Origin of the sequence: Erythrobacter sp. F6033 (assembly GCF_023016005.1) — a bacterium.
Lineage (GTDB): Bacteria > Pseudomonadota > Alphaproteobacteria > Sphingomonadales > Sphingomonadaceae > Erythrobacter.
This window is the reverse complement of sequence record NZ_JALKAZ010000002.1, coordinates 1-15,006: the sequence shown is the minus strand read 5'-3', so window position 1 is coordinate 15,006 and position 15,006 is coordinate 1. Positions and strand designations below refer to the sequence as shown.

Below are 15,006 nucleotides of genomic sequence, written 5' to 3'. Positions count from 1 at the left end.
ACTGTTAGCAAGAAGCCGTTTGAGAAGCCTGAACTGCATGTCCTTGATATCGCGGGTACAGCGACTGGTCCCTTCCCGGACCCATCAGAGTTCCCTAGCATACTCCAAATGTCCTGAGCCCAGTTGGAGGCTCAGTCTCTGGTGCTTCTAGGCTGAGAATTCCGGGATATTTGACGTCGATAAAATCGCGCTTTCGCCACGATTATTTAACGGCCTTTGCTCTGCAGAGTCAGCTGAGAAAATCGTGCGAAGCCACATCGAGGGAAAGACTGCTTTCCTGTCGGACAAGCTCCTGCCCGGCAATGATTTTTGTCTGAAATCATTTTTTGAATTGTTGCGCGACCATCGGTGGCGCAATGAAGAAGAAATTCGATTCTATGCGAATGGCCGGGAAGGTCCCTGCAGCGACACTTGGTCGAAAGCGATCAGACCCAATGGGTCGCTTAATCTGGACACGCTCATACATCTGAAGGCGTCGAAGACCAGCATCTACGTCAAACGAGTTGAGTTGATGGACCAGCGCCTTCGCGAGCTGGCGGCAACTCTGGCGCAAACGGGTTACTTCAACGTAACCATTGCCGCGATGTACAGCCCGGCGGGTGCTCGCTCGACGCCCAGCCATATCGATGTTTGCGATGTGCTGGCAGTACAACTTCACGGCACCAAGAAGTGGAAAGTCGACAGCTTCGCACAGACGGCCAACGCTCATCCAAGACAGTCCGAGGCACGACCGGAAAGCTTTGAGTTCATTGATGCCAGTGAGCATACAACCCGGGTCGGCGATGCGTTGTTCATTCCTCGCGGTCATGTCCACCATGCGATGGCCAATGAACGGGATTCCCTTCATCTGGTCATTAACTTGCTTCCCTTGACATGGTTCGATGTGATTTCGGAACTGGTACAAGACCTTGGTGATACAGACGAAACGTTTCGCTCTTCGGTATTGGACGCAGGCCATCAAGGTCATTCCCGGCCTGCCGGCATTGAATCTTCTTCTTGGCTTGGAAGAATTTCCGACCTCGATGCTTTGCGTGAAGCCGCACAGCAAATGATGCGAGCTCGGGCACGAGAACACATGACGAATTCATTCGGGCAGCTTTTCTCGAAATCTGCGGACGACCTACTGTAAATCCTTGATCCAGAAGTGAAACGGCGAGGTGGAAAGTCGGTCACATCGTCGTCCAAACCGCTTGTCGCGACATTAGAGGCAGTGGATCGAGCTGACATCCATTCGATATCGGTGCATGGACGGGCATCTCGACGCCATTCCTATGAGCTTGCTCGCGTATCGCGCGGTGACAGCAGCCGATTGATCTTCAACCTTCCTCCCCGCAACGATAAATCGAAGTTGTCTCGGTGATCTGCGCGCCTTTTATGCTGGGTCCGATCTCAAACTGAACTTCGTATGTGTTAGCTACTCGAAAGAGCCGTTGGGCATGCTTGCGCGCGGCTGCCTCTCGATCATCCAGTCGCGCTGGTATCGCGAATAACTCATCAAGACTGTGATTTCACTGCGCAGCTCAGCTGATTGGGATTTTGAGACCACGCGAGGCGGAGGATGTTTAACGACATCGGTGACCGGAACGTTGACTGGGTTTAACCAAGGCCGTCCAACATCTAGGCCGCAAGGATATTCCGGGACGTGCCGATGAGAATGCTGACTATCTCAAAATTCGCGTGGGTAAGAGCGACACGATAATAGCGGGCTCTAAGGCGGCAATATGAAATGGTCTGGGCTGAAACGGTTGTAGACCGATATCAAAGCCCACTTTGGACTGTTTGGTGCGGTCGAGAAGACTCGAACTTCCACGGGCGTTAGCCCACAACGACCTCAACGTTGCGCGTCTACCAGTTCCGCCACGACCGCACACAGTCAGCAGGGGCGATGTGAATGGCCCCGCTTGGTAGGAGCGCGCCACTAGCAAGGGGTATCACGCGGCGCAAGTGGTTTGAGCGCCCCGTGCGATTATTAAAGGTTAGGCTGGCGACCAGCCGATTTCTGCTTCGGTCGCCGATGCCGGAATATCTGCGATTGCTTCGGTCACATTCAGGCTCTCACCCGGTGCAAGCTCGCGCTTCGAAGGGACGATTACCCAAGTCCCAACATTGCGCTTACGCTCGTCTCTGAACACAACGAGCAAACTTGGCACTGTGGTCGATTCGCGGCCGGAATTTGTAATCGTCCCGCCAACCCGAAAAATCTCTTCCCCGGTTTCAAGGGTTTCGGTCCGTTGTTCGGCAGCTGGAAAGTCGAGAGTGAGGTCGGGCTTACCAATGCCGAATGTCGGGCGTTGGAGCGGGAACCAGTCGGGCAGGCCGTAATAATTGACAGCAACAACGGTGCCGGTTGCCATCAAAGCAAATGCCGCAGCGGCTATCGTCCACATTTTCAGCGGATTGCGGCGTGCACGAAACGGCGGGACATAGTCGAACTGTGATGGCTCGTCGTCATACTCGCTGTCGTCAAAGGCCTCATCCGGGATGCTTTGATCGGCGAGCGGATCTGTATCGTCGTCAAAAGCACTGTGGACCGGTGGTTCTGAAATTTCAGGCTCAGGCTCAGGCACGGATACAGAAGATGTTTCGACATCGGCCGGCGCCGATGGCCTCGTAATGTCCTCACGATCTTCGGTGCGCCAATGGCTGATCGATGGTCCTGCATCAGCGGCGTCATTCGTCGGCGCGGCTGGTATTGGCTTCTCAGCCTGCGCCGGCTCAGCCTTCACTGCGTTTTCTTCTACGGGCCGCGTTAGATCGAGCGGTTCGGAATCCTGAAACCAGCTATGCTTGCACTTCGCACAGCGGACTGTGCGACCTTCGGCGCCGATTGCGGTATCGGGCACGACATACCGGGTCGAACAGGCGGGGCAGGAAATTATCATTGCGTCATTTGCATTAAGGATGGCGGGTACGCGCACAAGAGTAAGCAGGCCCGAACGATGAAATAGCGTGCTTTTTTCCACATTGGAGCGCCCCCTTGGCGGTTTCTGCGGTGAAATCGCTCATTGCGCGCTTTCCCGAGACGAGAGCCGCTGATAAGCCCGCCGCATGAATGATCGCCCGAGTGAAATAGTGAAATTCGACAATGTCGGGCTGCGCTATGGCACCGATCCAGAGGTTTTGAGCGATCTGAGCTTCACGCTCTATCCGGGCAGTTTCTACTTCCTCACCGGTGCAAGCGGCGCTGGCAAAACAAGCCTGTTGAAGCTGCTTTACCTTTCGCAGAGACCATCGCGCGGCGCGATCCGCATGTTCGGCAAAGACATGATCACTCTTCCGCGTGATCGATTGCCCGATTTTCGGCGACGGCTTGGTGTGGTGTTCCAGAATTTTCGCCTGGTTCAGCACCTCTCTGCATTCGACAATGTCGCTCTGCCACTTCGACTGGCGGGAACGAACGAAACCAAAGTGATCAAAGCGGTGTCCGATATGCTTGATTGGGTGGGCTTGTCCCACCGCGCGCAAGCGATCCCGGCGACAATGTCCGGCGGTGAACAGCAACGCGTGGCGATTGCTCGCGCGGTTATTGCGCGTCCCCAAATGCTGATCGCCGATGAGCCGACGGGCAATGTTGATCCTGAAATGGCGCTTAAATTGCTGCGTCTGTTTGAGGCGCTCAATAACCGCGTCGGCACAACTGTTGTGGTGGCGACCCACGATGTGCATTTGCTCAAGAAAGTGCCGGATTCGCTGATCATGCGGCTCAACAAGGGCAGGCTTTCAGACCCGACCGGCGCTCTGAAATTCCCTCCTCGGCCTGAAAACAGCAAGAAGGGCGGGTGATGGGGACGCCGCCACTTCCCCAACAAACGGCAACTGAGAGTGCCAAGCCTGCCGATCATCCGGACTATCCGAAGATGCGCGGCGGATTGGCAGCTCGTTTGCTGCCGCAGACAAAATTTGGCGGACCGATTCCTTGGGTCATCGCCATCCTTATCGCTTTGGTCGTTATCGCGGCAGCGGGAGGGCTGTCGCTGCGCAACCTAGCAGAAAATGCGCGCGCGGATCTTTCTGGCGCGGTCACAGTCCAGATTATCGAGGCCAACGGTGAGCGCCGCGATGCATTGGCGGCGCGCGCCGCAGCAACGTTGGCAGATCAACCTTTGGTCACATCAGTGCGCGTCGTTCCCGAAGAGGAACTGAACGCGTTGCTTGAACCATGGCTCGGCGCGGCAGCGGGCAGCGACGATGTGCCTGTCCCTGCTTTGATAGATGTCGAATTGTCCCGCAACGCATCGGCGAGCGAAGTTCAAGGTTTGCAGGCCGCGCTGGATGAAGCTGTGCCAGGCACCCGCGTTGATGCGCAGTCCGACTGGTTGAAGCCAGTCTATGATGCGCTGGCCGCACTGCAATATCTGGCCTTGGCTCTGATCGGTCTGGTGGCATTCGCCACCGGAGCGGCCGTTTGGTTGGCGGCCCGCAGCGCGTTTTCCAACCATCGTGAGACGGTGGAAGTGATCCACCTCCTTGGCGGAACAGACGCACAGGTCACGCGGATTTTTCAACGCTCGGTTGTTAGGGATGCAGCCTTTGGATCGCTGGTGGGCCTAGCGTTGGGCATCGCCGCAGTCTGGCTGCTTGGTCAGCAGTTTGCAGCGCTGGATAGCGGAATGATTGGCGGAGGTGGTCTGGCATGGAGCGACTGGCTTATCATCGCGGCAATCCCGATTGCTGGAGTGCTCTTGGCGCTGTTGACCGCGCGCGTGACCATTAAGGTTGCTCTCAGGTCGATGTTGTAAGTCTCTATCCTGTGATCAAACGTTCTATCTCCGCAATTTTTCTGCTGTGGGCTATCGGCTTCCTGTGGTTTGTCGTCGCGCTGCCGCAACCGGCAGATGACATAGCAACCGATGCCGTTGTGGTGCCGACCGGCGGCGAGGGACGCATTGCTCAGGGTCTGGCGGTATTGGATGCAGACCTCGCGAAAAGGATGTTGGTCAGCGGTGTAGACCGTGAGGTGAAACCAGCGGAATTTGTTGCGCAATTCGATGTCGATGAAGAGATGCTCGAATGCTGTATCACTCTGGGCTTTGCAGCGGTGGACACGCGCGGAAACGCTTCGGAAATCGCCCAATGGGTCGAAGACAATGAGGTGTCTTCGCTTCGACTGGTCACAACAGATTGGCATATGCGGCGTGCGGCGGGCGAGCTGTCTCGCAAATTGCCTGACGGTGTGAAGGTTATCCGTGATGCCGTTCCATCAGAGCCGAGCTTCGGATCGTTGTTTCTTGAATACCATAAGCTGCTAGCAAGCTGGACGTCCGGCCTAATCGGCCTCTAATGGCGCACATCGTGGCGATTCTACGCAGCCTTTTGTTCTACCCCGCCTTTTACGGGTTTTCGGCCATTCTTGTGGTCGCGTCGGTGCTCGCCATTCCATTTGGCCGGAACCGTTTGCGGTATGTCGTGGCAACATGGGGCGTGTGGCATCATTGGTGCGTCACCAACCTGCTTGGAATTAAAATCGTGCAGGAAGGTGTGATCCCGGACGAACCGGTGCTGATCCTCGTGAAGCATGAGAGCTTTTTCGAGGCGATTGATATGCCGCGCTTGTTTGCCTTTCCGACGGTCTTTGCGAAGAAAGAATTGTTCGCGATTCCGGGCTGGGGGTTTTCGGCGAAGGTTTACGGCCTGATTCCGGTTGCTCGCGACGGCGGAGCCAAGTCGCTGCGTGCGATGATTGCTACAGCTCGCAAGCGGATTGAGGAGAGGCGCCCGCTGGTGCTCTTCCCTGAGGGGACGCGCGTTGAACATGGCAAGAAACCGCCGCTGCAATCGGGCTTTGCGGGTATCTATAAATTGCTCAAACTGCCAGTCGTGCCGGTCGCGGTGAACAGCGGACCGCTTTACAACCGGATCATCAAACAGCCGGGCACCATCACGTATCATGTGGGTGAAACCATACCGGCTGGATTGCCGCGTGACGAGGTTGAAGCGCGCGCGCACGCAGCGCTTAACGCTCTGAACTAATGATCTTCCCGTCCAAAGTCGGGCCGATCATCATCTTGCCCTTCTTCGATCACCTGACGCCGGATCGCGCGGGTGCGGCTGAAGAGTTCATGCAGCGTATCGCCGTCGCCTGAGCGGATCGCGCGTTGTAGGGCGGTGAGGTCTTCTGAGAAACGGCCCAGCATTTCCAGCACGGCTGATTTGTTAGACAAGAACACATCGCGCCACATCACTGGATCGGAGGCCGCAATGCGTGTGAAATCGCGGAAGCCACCAGCGGAATATTTGATCACCTCGCTTCGCGTGACTTCTTCAAGGTCGCTGGCGGTGCCCACGATCGTAAAGGCGATAAGGTGCGGAATGTGGCTGGTCACAGCCAGGACGAGATCGTGATGCTCGGCATCCATAATCTCGACATTCGCGCCGAGCTTCGTCCAGAATTCGCTGAGCGATTGGACGGCATTTTTATTGGCGTCAGCCGCCGGAGTGAGAATGCACCAGCGATTGGTGAACAGCGAGGCAAAGCCTGCTTCTGGCCCGCTTTGCTCGGTGCCCGCAACTGGGTGCGCGGGGATGATGGTGTGATCTGGCAGAGCCTTGGCGAGAGCTTCACCCACGCTTTGCTTCGAAGAGCCGACATCGCTGATGATTGCGTTTTTGGGGAGAGCATCAGCCATTTCACGCGCGGCATCCTCCATCGCGCCAACGGGCACGCACAGGATCACAAGATCTGCGTTGGCGACCGCTTCACCGGCTGTTTCGCAGACCGTACCGACAAGGTTCCGCTTGGCTGCTGCGGCGCGCGTTGCCGGATCGCGATCATAGCCGGTAGTAGTGATCTCTGGCGCGAGTTCATCGATGGCAAGGCCGATTGAGCCGCCCAGTAATCCAAGGCCGATAATCGCAACATTGCTGATCATGCTGCCTCTCCGCATAATTCGCGCAGGGCTGCGGTGACTCGGTCCATATCTTCGCTTTTGCCGATGGTGATGCGCAGGCAATGTTTCAGTCCCGGTTCGGGCAAGTGACGCACCGCATAACCAGCCTTTGCGATTGCATCGAGCGCAGCCACGGCAGTGACATCGCCTGCGAATTCCACGAGCAAGAAATTGGCCTCGCTTGGCACAACCGAAAGGCCGTGATTGCCGAGCGCCGCAATAGCCTCTGCGAAACGCGCGCGCTCAGACGTATTGTGCGCGCGGCTTTCGTTAACAAAACTCTGGTCGCTGAGCGCCGACAGTGCTGCTTTCTGACCGCTTACAGTCACGTTGAACGGGCCTCTGATGCGGTTGAGCACGTCTATCAGGCCGGGCGCACCGGTCGCCCATCCGATCCGCTCTGCGGCAAGCCCGTAGATTTTCGAAAATGTCCGTGTCACCAAGACATTGTCGTGCGCTGCGGCAAGATCGAAACCTACATGCTGCAAATCTGGATCGAGATACTCGGCATAGGCTTCGTCGATCACGAGCAACACATTCGATGGCAATGCAGCATGAAGCCGCTCGACTTCGGATGGCGCGATCCATGTGCCTGTCGGATTGTTGGGGTTGGCGAGAAACACAACCCGGGTTTTTTCTGTCACTGCGGCGAGCAAGGCATCGACGTCGGCGATGAAATCGCGGTCGTCGGCCTCTACTGGCGTCGCGCCGCAGCGCCGTGCAGCGATATCGTAAACCGCGAAGGAGTGACGGCTGAACAGCACTTCATCGCCTTGCCCAGCAAACCCCTGAGCCGCGAGGTTGAGCAGCTCGTCCGAGCCTGTTCCGCACACGATGCGGTCTGCATCCAAGCCGTGCAGTTCGGCCAGTTTCTCGCGCAATTCATGTGCGCCGGGATCAGGATAGGTCGCCGCCTCTGCGCGTGTTTCGGCAATCGCCGCCATTGCCGCCGGGCTAGAGCCTAGCGGGTTTTCATTGGCGGACAATTTGACCAATGCGCGGCCATCGCTCGCGGTGGATTTGCCCGGCGTGTAGGCGTGAATGCCAAGGATCCACGGTTTGGGTTCTGGCTGCGTCGTCATAGCGGGTGGGCGATAACCGCTTCGCGCGTTTAATAACAGGGCAATAACAGAGCAATTGACAGGGCGGCGGCGCTCGCCCAATCCGCTTCGCCTATGAACGCCGGAGAGCCATCGAAAATTCATGCGATCCCGCATGACCTACCGCTTGATAGCGGTCAGGTGCTCACTGACGCCCAGATTGCTTATGAAACCTATGGTGAACTGGCTCATGATAAGTCGAATGCGATCCTGATTTGCCACGCGCTGACCGGCGATCAATTTGTCGCCAGTGACCATCCGATCACTGGTAAACCCGGCTGGTGGGAGCGCATGGTCGGGCCCGGCAAACATATCGATACGGATCGCTACTTTGTGATCTGTGCCAATGTGATCGGCAGCTGCATGGGGTCGACTGGCCCCGCGAGCGAGGCGAGCGAAGGCGCGCCCTATGCGATGCGTTTCCCGGTCATCACCATCCGCGACATGGTGCGCGGATTGGTGGCATTGCTCGATGGGCTGGGTATCGAAGAACTGCACGCGGTCGTCGGAGGTTCGATGGGCGGGATGCAGGCTTTAAGCCTTGCTGCCAACTGGCCAGACCGCGCTGCGCGTGTGCTCGTAGTTGCATCGACTGCGCGGCACTCGGCTCAGAATATCGCGTTTCATGAAGTGGGTCGGCAAGCGATCATGGCCGACCCCGCCTGGTCAGATGGCGATTATTACGCCGGCGAAGCCTCGCCGGATAACGGCCTCGCGGTGGCCCGCATGGCCGCGCATATTACCTATCTTTCCGAAGAGGGGCTGACGGAGAAATTCGGTCGCCGCCTGCAAGACCGTGACAGCAAGAGCTTTGGTTTTGACGCGGATTTTCAGGTCGAAAGCTATCTGCGCTATCAGGGCAGCGGCTTCACCCAGCGCTTCGATGCAAATTCCTACCTCTATATCACTCGCGCCATGGATTATTTCGATCTTGCGGAGGAGCACGGCGGGAAACTCGCCAATGCATTCGAGGGCACTTCGGCACGGTTCTGTCTGGTCAGCTTCGATACCGACTGGCTTTATCCAACATCAGAAAGCCAGCACATCGTTCATGCGCTTAATGCAGCGGGAGCAAAAGTCAGCTTCGTCGAATTGTCCGCGCCCAATGGCCATGACAGCTTCTTGCTCCCGCACGAGCAATTGGACCGCGTGATTAAGGGCTTTATCGGATGAGTTTGCGTCCAGATCTCGCCGCGATTGCGGCTCATATTGCGCCCGGCTCACGGGTGCTGGATATCGGCTGCGGTGACGGCGCTTTGATGGCTGAACTGGAAAGTGCCAGCCGCGTCGATGCGCGCGGAATGGAATTGAGCCCGCAGCTGGTCGAACGCTGCGTTTCGCGCGGACTTTCGGTGGTTCAGGGCGATGCGAACACCGATCTCGTGAATTATCCCGACAAGGCGTTCGATTACGCAATTCTCAGCCAGACTTTGCAAACGGCGGTTCGTCCCGATCTCATCCTTGATGAACTGCTGCGGGTCGGAACGAAGGCTTTTGTCAGCTTCCCGAATTTTGCCCATTGGCGCACGCGCGCCGCTTTGATGTTTGGTGGCCGGATGCCGGTTACACGGGCTTTGCCAGTAAGCTGGTATGAGACGACCAACATCCACCACGTGACGATCGACGACTTCCGCGAACTTGCCAAAGCGAAGGGCGCAAAGATCGAACGCGAGTGGTTTTTCTCCGGCGAAAAACAAATCGGCGCACCAGCATCAAACTGGCGCGCCGAATTTGCGGTGTTTCAGCTGAGCCGCTGAGGGCGACGACCCGTGGAGGCGATCAGGCTTACTTACCGATATTATTGTACAGCTGGCTGCCATCGACTGCGAAGGCAATGCTTCCTTGGTCAAGGATGTCGTTGGATTTGAGCCGGCCCACAAAATCAACAGAAATGCTGTGCTCTGCACGGCCCGGGTTTGGCCCCGATAAACGGACACTCGATAAAGCATGGCTGCTGAAGGTTTCATCCAGCTGCGCTTTGGCTCCATCAACAGTTCCGGCAAATCCGGCTGTTTTGATGTCGGATAGAGGCACGACGATATTCTCCAGACTGAAATCAGCAGCATTTCCCATGACGCTGATTTCAACAGGCTGAGGCGCTTTAAACTCTCCAGTTGCGACATCCATATCCGTGCGCAGCAGCTTATTCGGGTTTTCGGGGTCTTGGTAGTCCAACGAGCAACTCTTCAACTGGCCAGGTTCCGTTGACACCACAGTGTATTGCTCAAGGTTTTCGCCGACCCCGAAATTCGTCGAAAGGCTGGCCACTTTGGTGTTCGCGCCAAGTTTCTCCGCCGCCGCTTTAAAGCAAATGTCCAATCCGTTGTCTTCCAGCGTGAAGGCCGCGCCGGACGCTGCGTCATCACTTGAAGAGCGATCGCCGCCGGTCGTGCTTTCTGCATCGCTATCCCCGCCACAAGCGGTAAGCCCAAGCGATAAAGCAACAATGAGCGACACAGGTTTCGATGTAGCACGGATTTTCATGAATTTGATCCTTTGAACAGTTGGGTAAGCGTTTGTTTCTCACGGGGTCTCGCCAGTCGATAAGCGAGACCCCGTGAGACTATCAACCGTTATTGGCGTTTAGCCCGGGCGGTGGATGCCGCAGATTTTGTGGCCGTCTGGATCAGTGAAGTAGCAAAGGTTCATCACACCCATGCTGCCTTCGCGCGGGCCGGGAGGGTCTTCGCATGTGGTGCCGCCATTGGCGACGGCGACATCGTGAAGTTCCTTCACCTGATCAAGCGAGTCGCACTTGAAGCCGATAGTGAAACCGTTGGCGCAATTGGCGGGCTCGCCATTGATCGGCTCGCTGATCGAGAACGTGTCGCCGTTATGGATGTAGAACAAACGGGTTTGGCCGGTGTCGTTGACGTGAGCCATCGGCTCGCCTGCGCCGAGCACGCCAAGCACCTTGGTGTAGAACGCCTTGGAGCGCTCGATATCGTTGCTGCCGATCATGATGTGATTAAGCATTTGGGGAATCTCCTCTCTTGGATGGACGCTTTGAGTAAGCGAGGCGCATCTTTGCGGCAAGAACCAATCCTGAAATGCAACCTGTAGTGTGCGGTTCACATCGCCCGTGCTAGTGAGTGGGTTATGATGACAACCTTGATTAGCGCAGCGCTTTTGAGCGTATCTGCGCAGGCCACGACGCCTGATAACGCGGCCGCCGCGACTAAACTCTCGCAAGAGAGCAAAGCCGTTCTGCGCTGTTCGGCAGCGTTTGCCTTGATCTCGTATGGTCAAGCGAACGGCCACGAAGATGCCCTGAAATGGCCTGATGTCACCACCCGAGGGCGTGAGTTCTTTGTTCGCTCAATGGCTCAAATGATGGATGAAACCGGCCTCGACCGGGATGGAATCGCGGACTTGGTTGGCAAGGAAGCGCAGCGTCTCGCCGACAATGGAGAGGTTCAGAAGGTTATGCCAGCATGCCTTGTCATGCTGGATTCCTCCGGCGTCTGAATAGTTGTGCACCGCAGCGTATTGCGATGGATTTCTCTGCCAAATTCGGGCATTGGATAAGGTGTAATGTGGCAACTCTATCAATTCCCCCTCTGTCCTTTTAGTCGCAAAATCCGCTTGCTGATGGGTGAGAAGAACATTGCGTACGAATTGGTGCGCGAAGACCCGTGGGCAGCATCTGACTTGTTCTACAACCTCAATCCGGCTGGCCGCACACCTGTTCTGGTGAACGAGGTAAAGGATGTGGTGATCGCGGATAGCCGGGCGATCGGCGAATATTTCGAAGAGACTGTGGACCGCTCGCCGATGATCAACGGCACCGCGACTGGCCGCGCCGAAATCCGCCGCTTGACCGCCTTGTTCGATGAGAACTTCTACAACGATGTAACCGCGCCGCTTTTGTCAGAGCGGATGAAGAAGCGGATTGTACTGCGCCAGCCACCAGATAGCCGCGCCTTGCGAGAAGCGATGAAGATGGCTCACGGTCATCTCGACTACATGGATTGGTTGATCGACAATCGCCCTTGGCTTGCCGGATCAACGATGAGCATGGCAGACCTTGCCGCGGCTGCGCAGATTTCTGTGGCGGATTACCTTGGCGGAATCGATTGGACGGGGCACGAACAAACGCGCGGCTGGTACGCAGTGTTCAAGAGCCGCCCAAGCTTCCGGCCGCTTCTTACCGAGCGTATGGACGTGATCAAACCGCCTGCGCATTACGCATTGGTCGATGGTTGAGGGTTGGAACATGTTGTCGCCCGCACCATTTATGGTGTGATGGAGACACATGAATGACTGACGATCCCAAAACACTAAGCGACGATGATTGGCGCAAGAAGCTCTCGCCAGAACAATACCATGTTCTGCGCGAAGCGGGCACCGAGCGCGCATTCACTGGCAAATATGACAAGTTCTACGAAGAAGGCGAATATGCCTGCGCCGGGTGTGGGGCGGTGCTGTTCGCCAGCGATTCGAAGTACAATAGCGGATGCGGCTGGCCTGCTTTTACGAAGCCTGCACAGGGTGAAACCGTCGAAGAAAAGCGCGATGTATCGTTCGGCATGATCCGCACTGAAGTGCTCTGTTCCAATTGCGGCGGACATCTTGGCCATGTCTTTCCCGACGGTCCGCCAGAGGCAGGTGGCATGCGGTATTGCATCAATTCCGCCGCGCTCGATTTCGAGAAAGACGGATAAGCACGGATAAGCCTGGGCCCCAGTGTTCACGCGGCGTTACAACTTGCCTATGCAAGAGCAGCGAGGAAGTATGAACAGGCTGAATGAGCAATAATGTCGAAACGCGGTGACCGTGTGACAAACAAGGGCAAGCGCGGTTCTCGCCGAGCGGCGGCGGAGCGTGCTTCGTCGCGGTCTGGCTCGCGTTCTCAAAAGCGCAAGAAGCCAAAGAAAGCTGCTGCTGTTGGAGGCGGGTCAGCATTTTGGCGGTGGGTAAAACGGCTCACGCTTTGGGGCGGAGCTGCGGCTTTGCTCGGTGCAATTTTCCTCGCCTTTGCAGTCGGCTTCGCCGCGCAGTCTATCCCGAGTTTCTACCAGCTGAAATCCACTCAAAATGCGCAGACCATTTTGGTTCGTGCGCGCGATGGTAGCGAGATCGTCGAGATCGGCCCGAGCTTTGGCGAATGGCTCGATTACGATGACATCCCCGACAACATGAAAAACGCGATGGTCGCCGTCGAGGATAAGCGATATTTCTCGCATTACGGTGTCGACCCGATCCGGACGACCGGCGCAGTTGTCGAAGGGATTACGGGCTCGCGGTCGCGGGTTGGCGGCACGTCCACAATCACGCAGCAGTTGGCGCGGAACGTGTTCCTCAATTCGAACCGTACCTTTGATCGTAAGGCGCGTGAAGCCGTTCTGGCGATGGCGTTAGAGTGGAAATTCTCGAAGGAACAAATCCTCGAGCTGTATCTGAACAAAGTCTATTTCGGCGGCGGTGCGTATGGCATCGACAGCGCGAGCCGCAAATTCTTTAGCCACCCGGCGCGGGAATTGAGCGTTGCCGAATCGTCGATCATCGCCGGTCTTGTGAAAGCGCCAAGCCGGTATTCCCCAACTGCGGATGTTCAAGCGGCGGTGAACCGCGCCAAAGTGGTTTTACGGCTGATGCGAGAGCAGGGCTATATCACTCCTGAGCAGGCTTCAGTCGATGTTGATACTGTTGAGCTGAAACAGCAGTCGGGGCAAAATTCGGTGCGGTATTTTACCGACTGGGCGCTCCCGCAGCTCGATATTCTGCTGCCCGAAACATTCGCACCAATCGAGGTTTGGACGACACTTGATGTGGGTATGCAGCGCGCTGCGACCGCATCAATTGCATCCAACACGCCGGACGGATCACAGGGGGCGCTGGTCAGTGTCGATCGTGATGGCGCAATTCTCGCGCTGGTGGGCGGCACCGATTATGTCGAAACCAATTTCAACCGCGCTACCAATGCGATGCGGCAGCCCGGTTCCTCGTGGAAATTGTTTGTCTATCTGGCAGCACTGGAAGCGGGCTACACACCAGACGACCGCGTGGTTGATACGCCTGTCACGATTGATGGATGGAGCCCGCGCAATTCGAATGGGCGCAATGTTGGCGAGACAAGCCTGCGCACATCCTTTGCTTATTCGATCAACACCGTCGCCGCACAGCTGGGTAATGAGGTCGGCTTTGGTACGGTTGCGTCAATGGCGCGGCGTTTTGGCGTCAGCTCGCCTGTTTCCACCTATCCTTCAATGGTTCTCGGTTCATCCGAAGTCCGTTTGATCGAGATGACCCGCGCTTTTGCCTCTATCTCTGCAAAGGGCAAATCGGTTGAGCCATACGGTATTCTCAAAGTGACGACAGCCAGCGGAGAGCTGCTCTATGAGCGAGAGAAGCCGCGAGACACGGCTCTGGTGCCAGATTATGTCGTCGCAGGAATGACTGATCTGCTGCAAGCCGCTGTTCAAACAGGTACGGGCCGTGCGGCCCAGATTGGCAGGCCTGTAGCCGGCAAAACGGGAACGACCAGTTCAAACAAAGACGGCTGGTTTGTCGGATTTTCATCAGGGATTACGACTGGCGTCTGGATGGGCCGCGATGATGCGAAGGCTGTTCCCGGCTTGCAAGGTGGACGCGCACCTGCCCGCGCCTTCGCCGCCTATATGCGCTACGCCGTAAAAGACCGCGCTGTCGAGAAGTTTGATACTGAGCTCAATCTGCCCGAATGGCGTTTGGAACCCGATGAGGAATATCTGTTCGGCGATCCCGACGATTATTACTTTATCGATGAGCAAGGCAATCTGGTTGAGCCCGGACGCCGTGACCCTTCAGACAATCCATTTGATGTTGACGGCGAACGGCCTGATGCGCCGGCACCAGAGGAGCCCCCGACTGCCGTGAGCGAGGACTTTCTTGAGCGGGCTACTGGAGGCGCGTTGCCGCCCGACCCGACCGGAGGCACTCCTCCGGGCATTCTCGAACCGAGTCAGCAAAGGCCGCCTCCGGCTCAGCCGCCGCCGCGATAGCGGGGCCTGAAAGTAAACAAAGAGAAGGGCGCTGAG

General features: G+C 56.8%; 16 protein-coding genes and 1 tRNA gene. 11 read left to right on the top strand and 6 right to left on the bottom strand.

All coding sequences use genetic code 11. The annotated features are described in order from the left end of the window. Nucleotides 1-244: 244 nt before the first annotated feature. A complete protein-coding gene (locus MWU39_RS12075) occupies nt 245-1,129 on the top strand; it encodes a cupin domain-containing protein (RefSeq protein ID WP_247160390.1) in 885 nt (294 codons plus the stop codon). A gap of 651 nt (nt 1,130-1,780) precedes the next feature. Here the strand turns inward: MWU39_RS12075 and MWU39_RS12070 are convergent. Together MWU39_RS12070 and MWU39_RS12065 are read right to left on the bottom strand one after the other, a co-directional pair. Beyond that, nucleotides 1,781-1,867, bottom strand: a tRNA-Leu gene (locus tag MWU39_RS12070). 109 nt (nt 1,868-1,976) lie between these two features. Beyond that, on the bottom strand, nt 1,977-2,882 hold the full coding sequence (locus tag MWU39_RS12065; RefSeq protein ID WP_247160389.1) for a zinc-ribbon domain-containing protein: 906 nt from the start codon (nt 2,880-2,882) through the stop codon (nt 1,977-1,979). 166 nt (nt 2,883-3,048) lie between these two features. On the opposite strand from MWU39_RS12065, the gene ftsE reads away from it, so the two are divergent. Genes ftsE through MWU39_RS12045 form a run of 4 tightly spaced genes read left to right on the top strand, consistent with a single transcriptional unit; the run spans nt 3,049 to nt 5,970 of the window. Further along, complete coding sequence (gene ftsE / locus MWU39_RS12060; protein ID WP_247160388.1) at nt 3,049-3,783, top strand: cell division ATP-binding protein FtsE; 735 nt, start codon at nt 3,049-3,051, stop codon at nt 3,781-3,783. After that, on the top strand, nt 3,783-4,739 hold the full coding sequence (locus tag MWU39_RS12055; RefSeq protein WP_247160387.1) for an FtsX-like permease family protein: 957 nt from the start codon (nt 3,783-3,785) through the stop codon (nt 4,737-4,739). Before ftsE ends, MWU39_RS12055 begins: the two co-directional genes overlap by 1 nt. Before the next feature lie 11 nt (nt 4,740-4,750). Next, the gene (locus MWU39_RS12050; RefSeq protein WP_247160386.1) at nt 4,751-5,281 is read left to right on the top strand and encodes a YdcF family protein; all 531 of its coding nucleotides are present in this window, start codon (nt 4,751-4,753) and stop codon (nt 5,279-5,281) included. 11 nt (nt 5,282-5,292) lie between these two features. After that, nucleotides 5,293-5,970 carry a lysophospholipid acyltransferase family protein gene (locus MWU39_RS12045; protein WP_247160385.1) on the top strand — a complete coding sequence of 226 codons (678 nt, stop codon included), beginning with the start codon at nt 5,293-5,295 and terminating at the stop codon, nt 5,968-5,970. Here MWU39_RS12045 and MWU39_RS12040 read toward each other — a convergent pair. Together MWU39_RS12040 and hisC are read right to left on the bottom strand one after the other, a co-directional pair. Next, entirely contained in the window at nt 5,967-6,869 is a 903-nt protein-coding gene (locus MWU39_RS12040; RefSeq protein ID WP_247160384.1) for a prephenate/arogenate dehydrogenase family protein, read from the bottom strand. The two genes, MWU39_RS12045 and MWU39_RS12040, sit on opposite strands and share 4 nt — an antisense overlap. After that, the gene (gene hisC, locus MWU39_RS12035; protein ID WP_247160383.1) at nt 6,866-7,969 is read right to left on the bottom strand and encodes a histidinol-phosphate transaminase; all 1,104 of its coding nucleotides are present in this window, start codon (nt 7,967-7,969) and stop codon (nt 6,866-6,868) included. Before hisC ends, MWU39_RS12040 begins: the two co-directional genes overlap by 4 nt. A gap of 93 nt (nt 7,970-8,062) precedes the next feature. On the opposite strand from hisC, the gene MWU39_RS12030 reads away from it, so the two are divergent. Next, complete coding sequence (locus MWU39_RS12030; RefSeq protein WP_247160382.1) at nt 8,063-9,160, top strand: homoserine O-acetyltransferase; 1,098 nt, start codon at nt 8,063-8,065, stop codon at nt 9,158-9,160. Next, nucleotides 9,157-9,744 carry a methionine biosynthesis protein MetW gene (gene metW / locus MWU39_RS12025; RefSeq protein WP_247160381.1) on the top strand — a complete coding sequence of 196 codons (588 nt, stop codon included), beginning with the start codon at nt 9,157-9,159 and terminating at the stop codon, nt 9,742-9,744. The genes MWU39_RS12030 and metW overlap by 4 nt, the downstream gene beginning before the upstream one ends. A 28-nt stretch (nt 9,745-9,772) precedes the next feature. On the opposite strand, the gene MWU39_RS12020 is transcribed toward metW, so the two are convergent. After that, the gene (locus MWU39_RS12020) at nt 9,773-10,471 is read right to left on the bottom strand and encodes a hypothetical protein (RefSeq protein ID WP_247160380.1); all 699 of its coding nucleotides are present in this window, start codon (nt 10,469-10,471) and stop codon (nt 9,773-9,775) included. Nucleotides 10,472-10,570: 99 nt separating this feature from the next. Next, complete coding sequence (locus MWU39_RS12015) at nt 10,571-10,963, bottom strand: VOC family protein (protein WP_247160379.1); 393 nt, start codon at nt 10,961-10,963, stop codon at nt 10,571-10,573. 123 nt (nt 10,964-11,086) lie between these two features. On the opposite strand from MWU39_RS12015, the gene MWU39_RS12010 reads away from it, so the two are divergent. The 4 genes from MWU39_RS12010 to MWU39_RS11995 all read left to right on the top strand — a co-directional run bounded on the left by MWU39_RS12010 (nt 11,087) and on the right by MWU39_RS11995 (nt 14,970). Next, entirely contained in the window at nt 11,087-11,455 is a 369-nt protein-coding gene (locus MWU39_RS12010; protein ID WP_247160378.1) for a hypothetical protein, read from the top strand. 66 nt (nt 11,456-11,521) lie between these two features. Beyond that, the gene (locus tag MWU39_RS12005; protein WP_247160377.1) at nt 11,522-12,193 is read left to right on the top strand and encodes a glutathione S-transferase family protein; all 672 of its coding nucleotides are present in this window, start codon (nt 11,522-11,524) and stop codon (nt 12,191-12,193) included. A gap of 53 nt (nt 12,194-12,246) precedes the next feature. Next, nucleotides 12,247-12,651: a peptide-methionine (R)-S-oxide reductase MsrB gene (gene msrB / locus MWU39_RS12000; RefSeq protein WP_247160376.1), complete on the top strand. Its 405-nt coding sequence runs from the start codon at nt 12,247-12,249 to the stop codon at nt 12,649-12,651. A gap of 93 nt (nt 12,652-12,744) precedes the next feature. Continuing rightward, nucleotides 12,745-14,970, top strand: coding sequence for a PBP1A family penicillin-binding protein (locus tag MWU39_RS11995; protein ID WP_247160375.1), 2,226 nt, complete (start codon nt 12,745-12,747; stop codon nt 14,968-14,970). Nucleotides 14,971-15,006 lie beyond the last annotated feature (36 nt).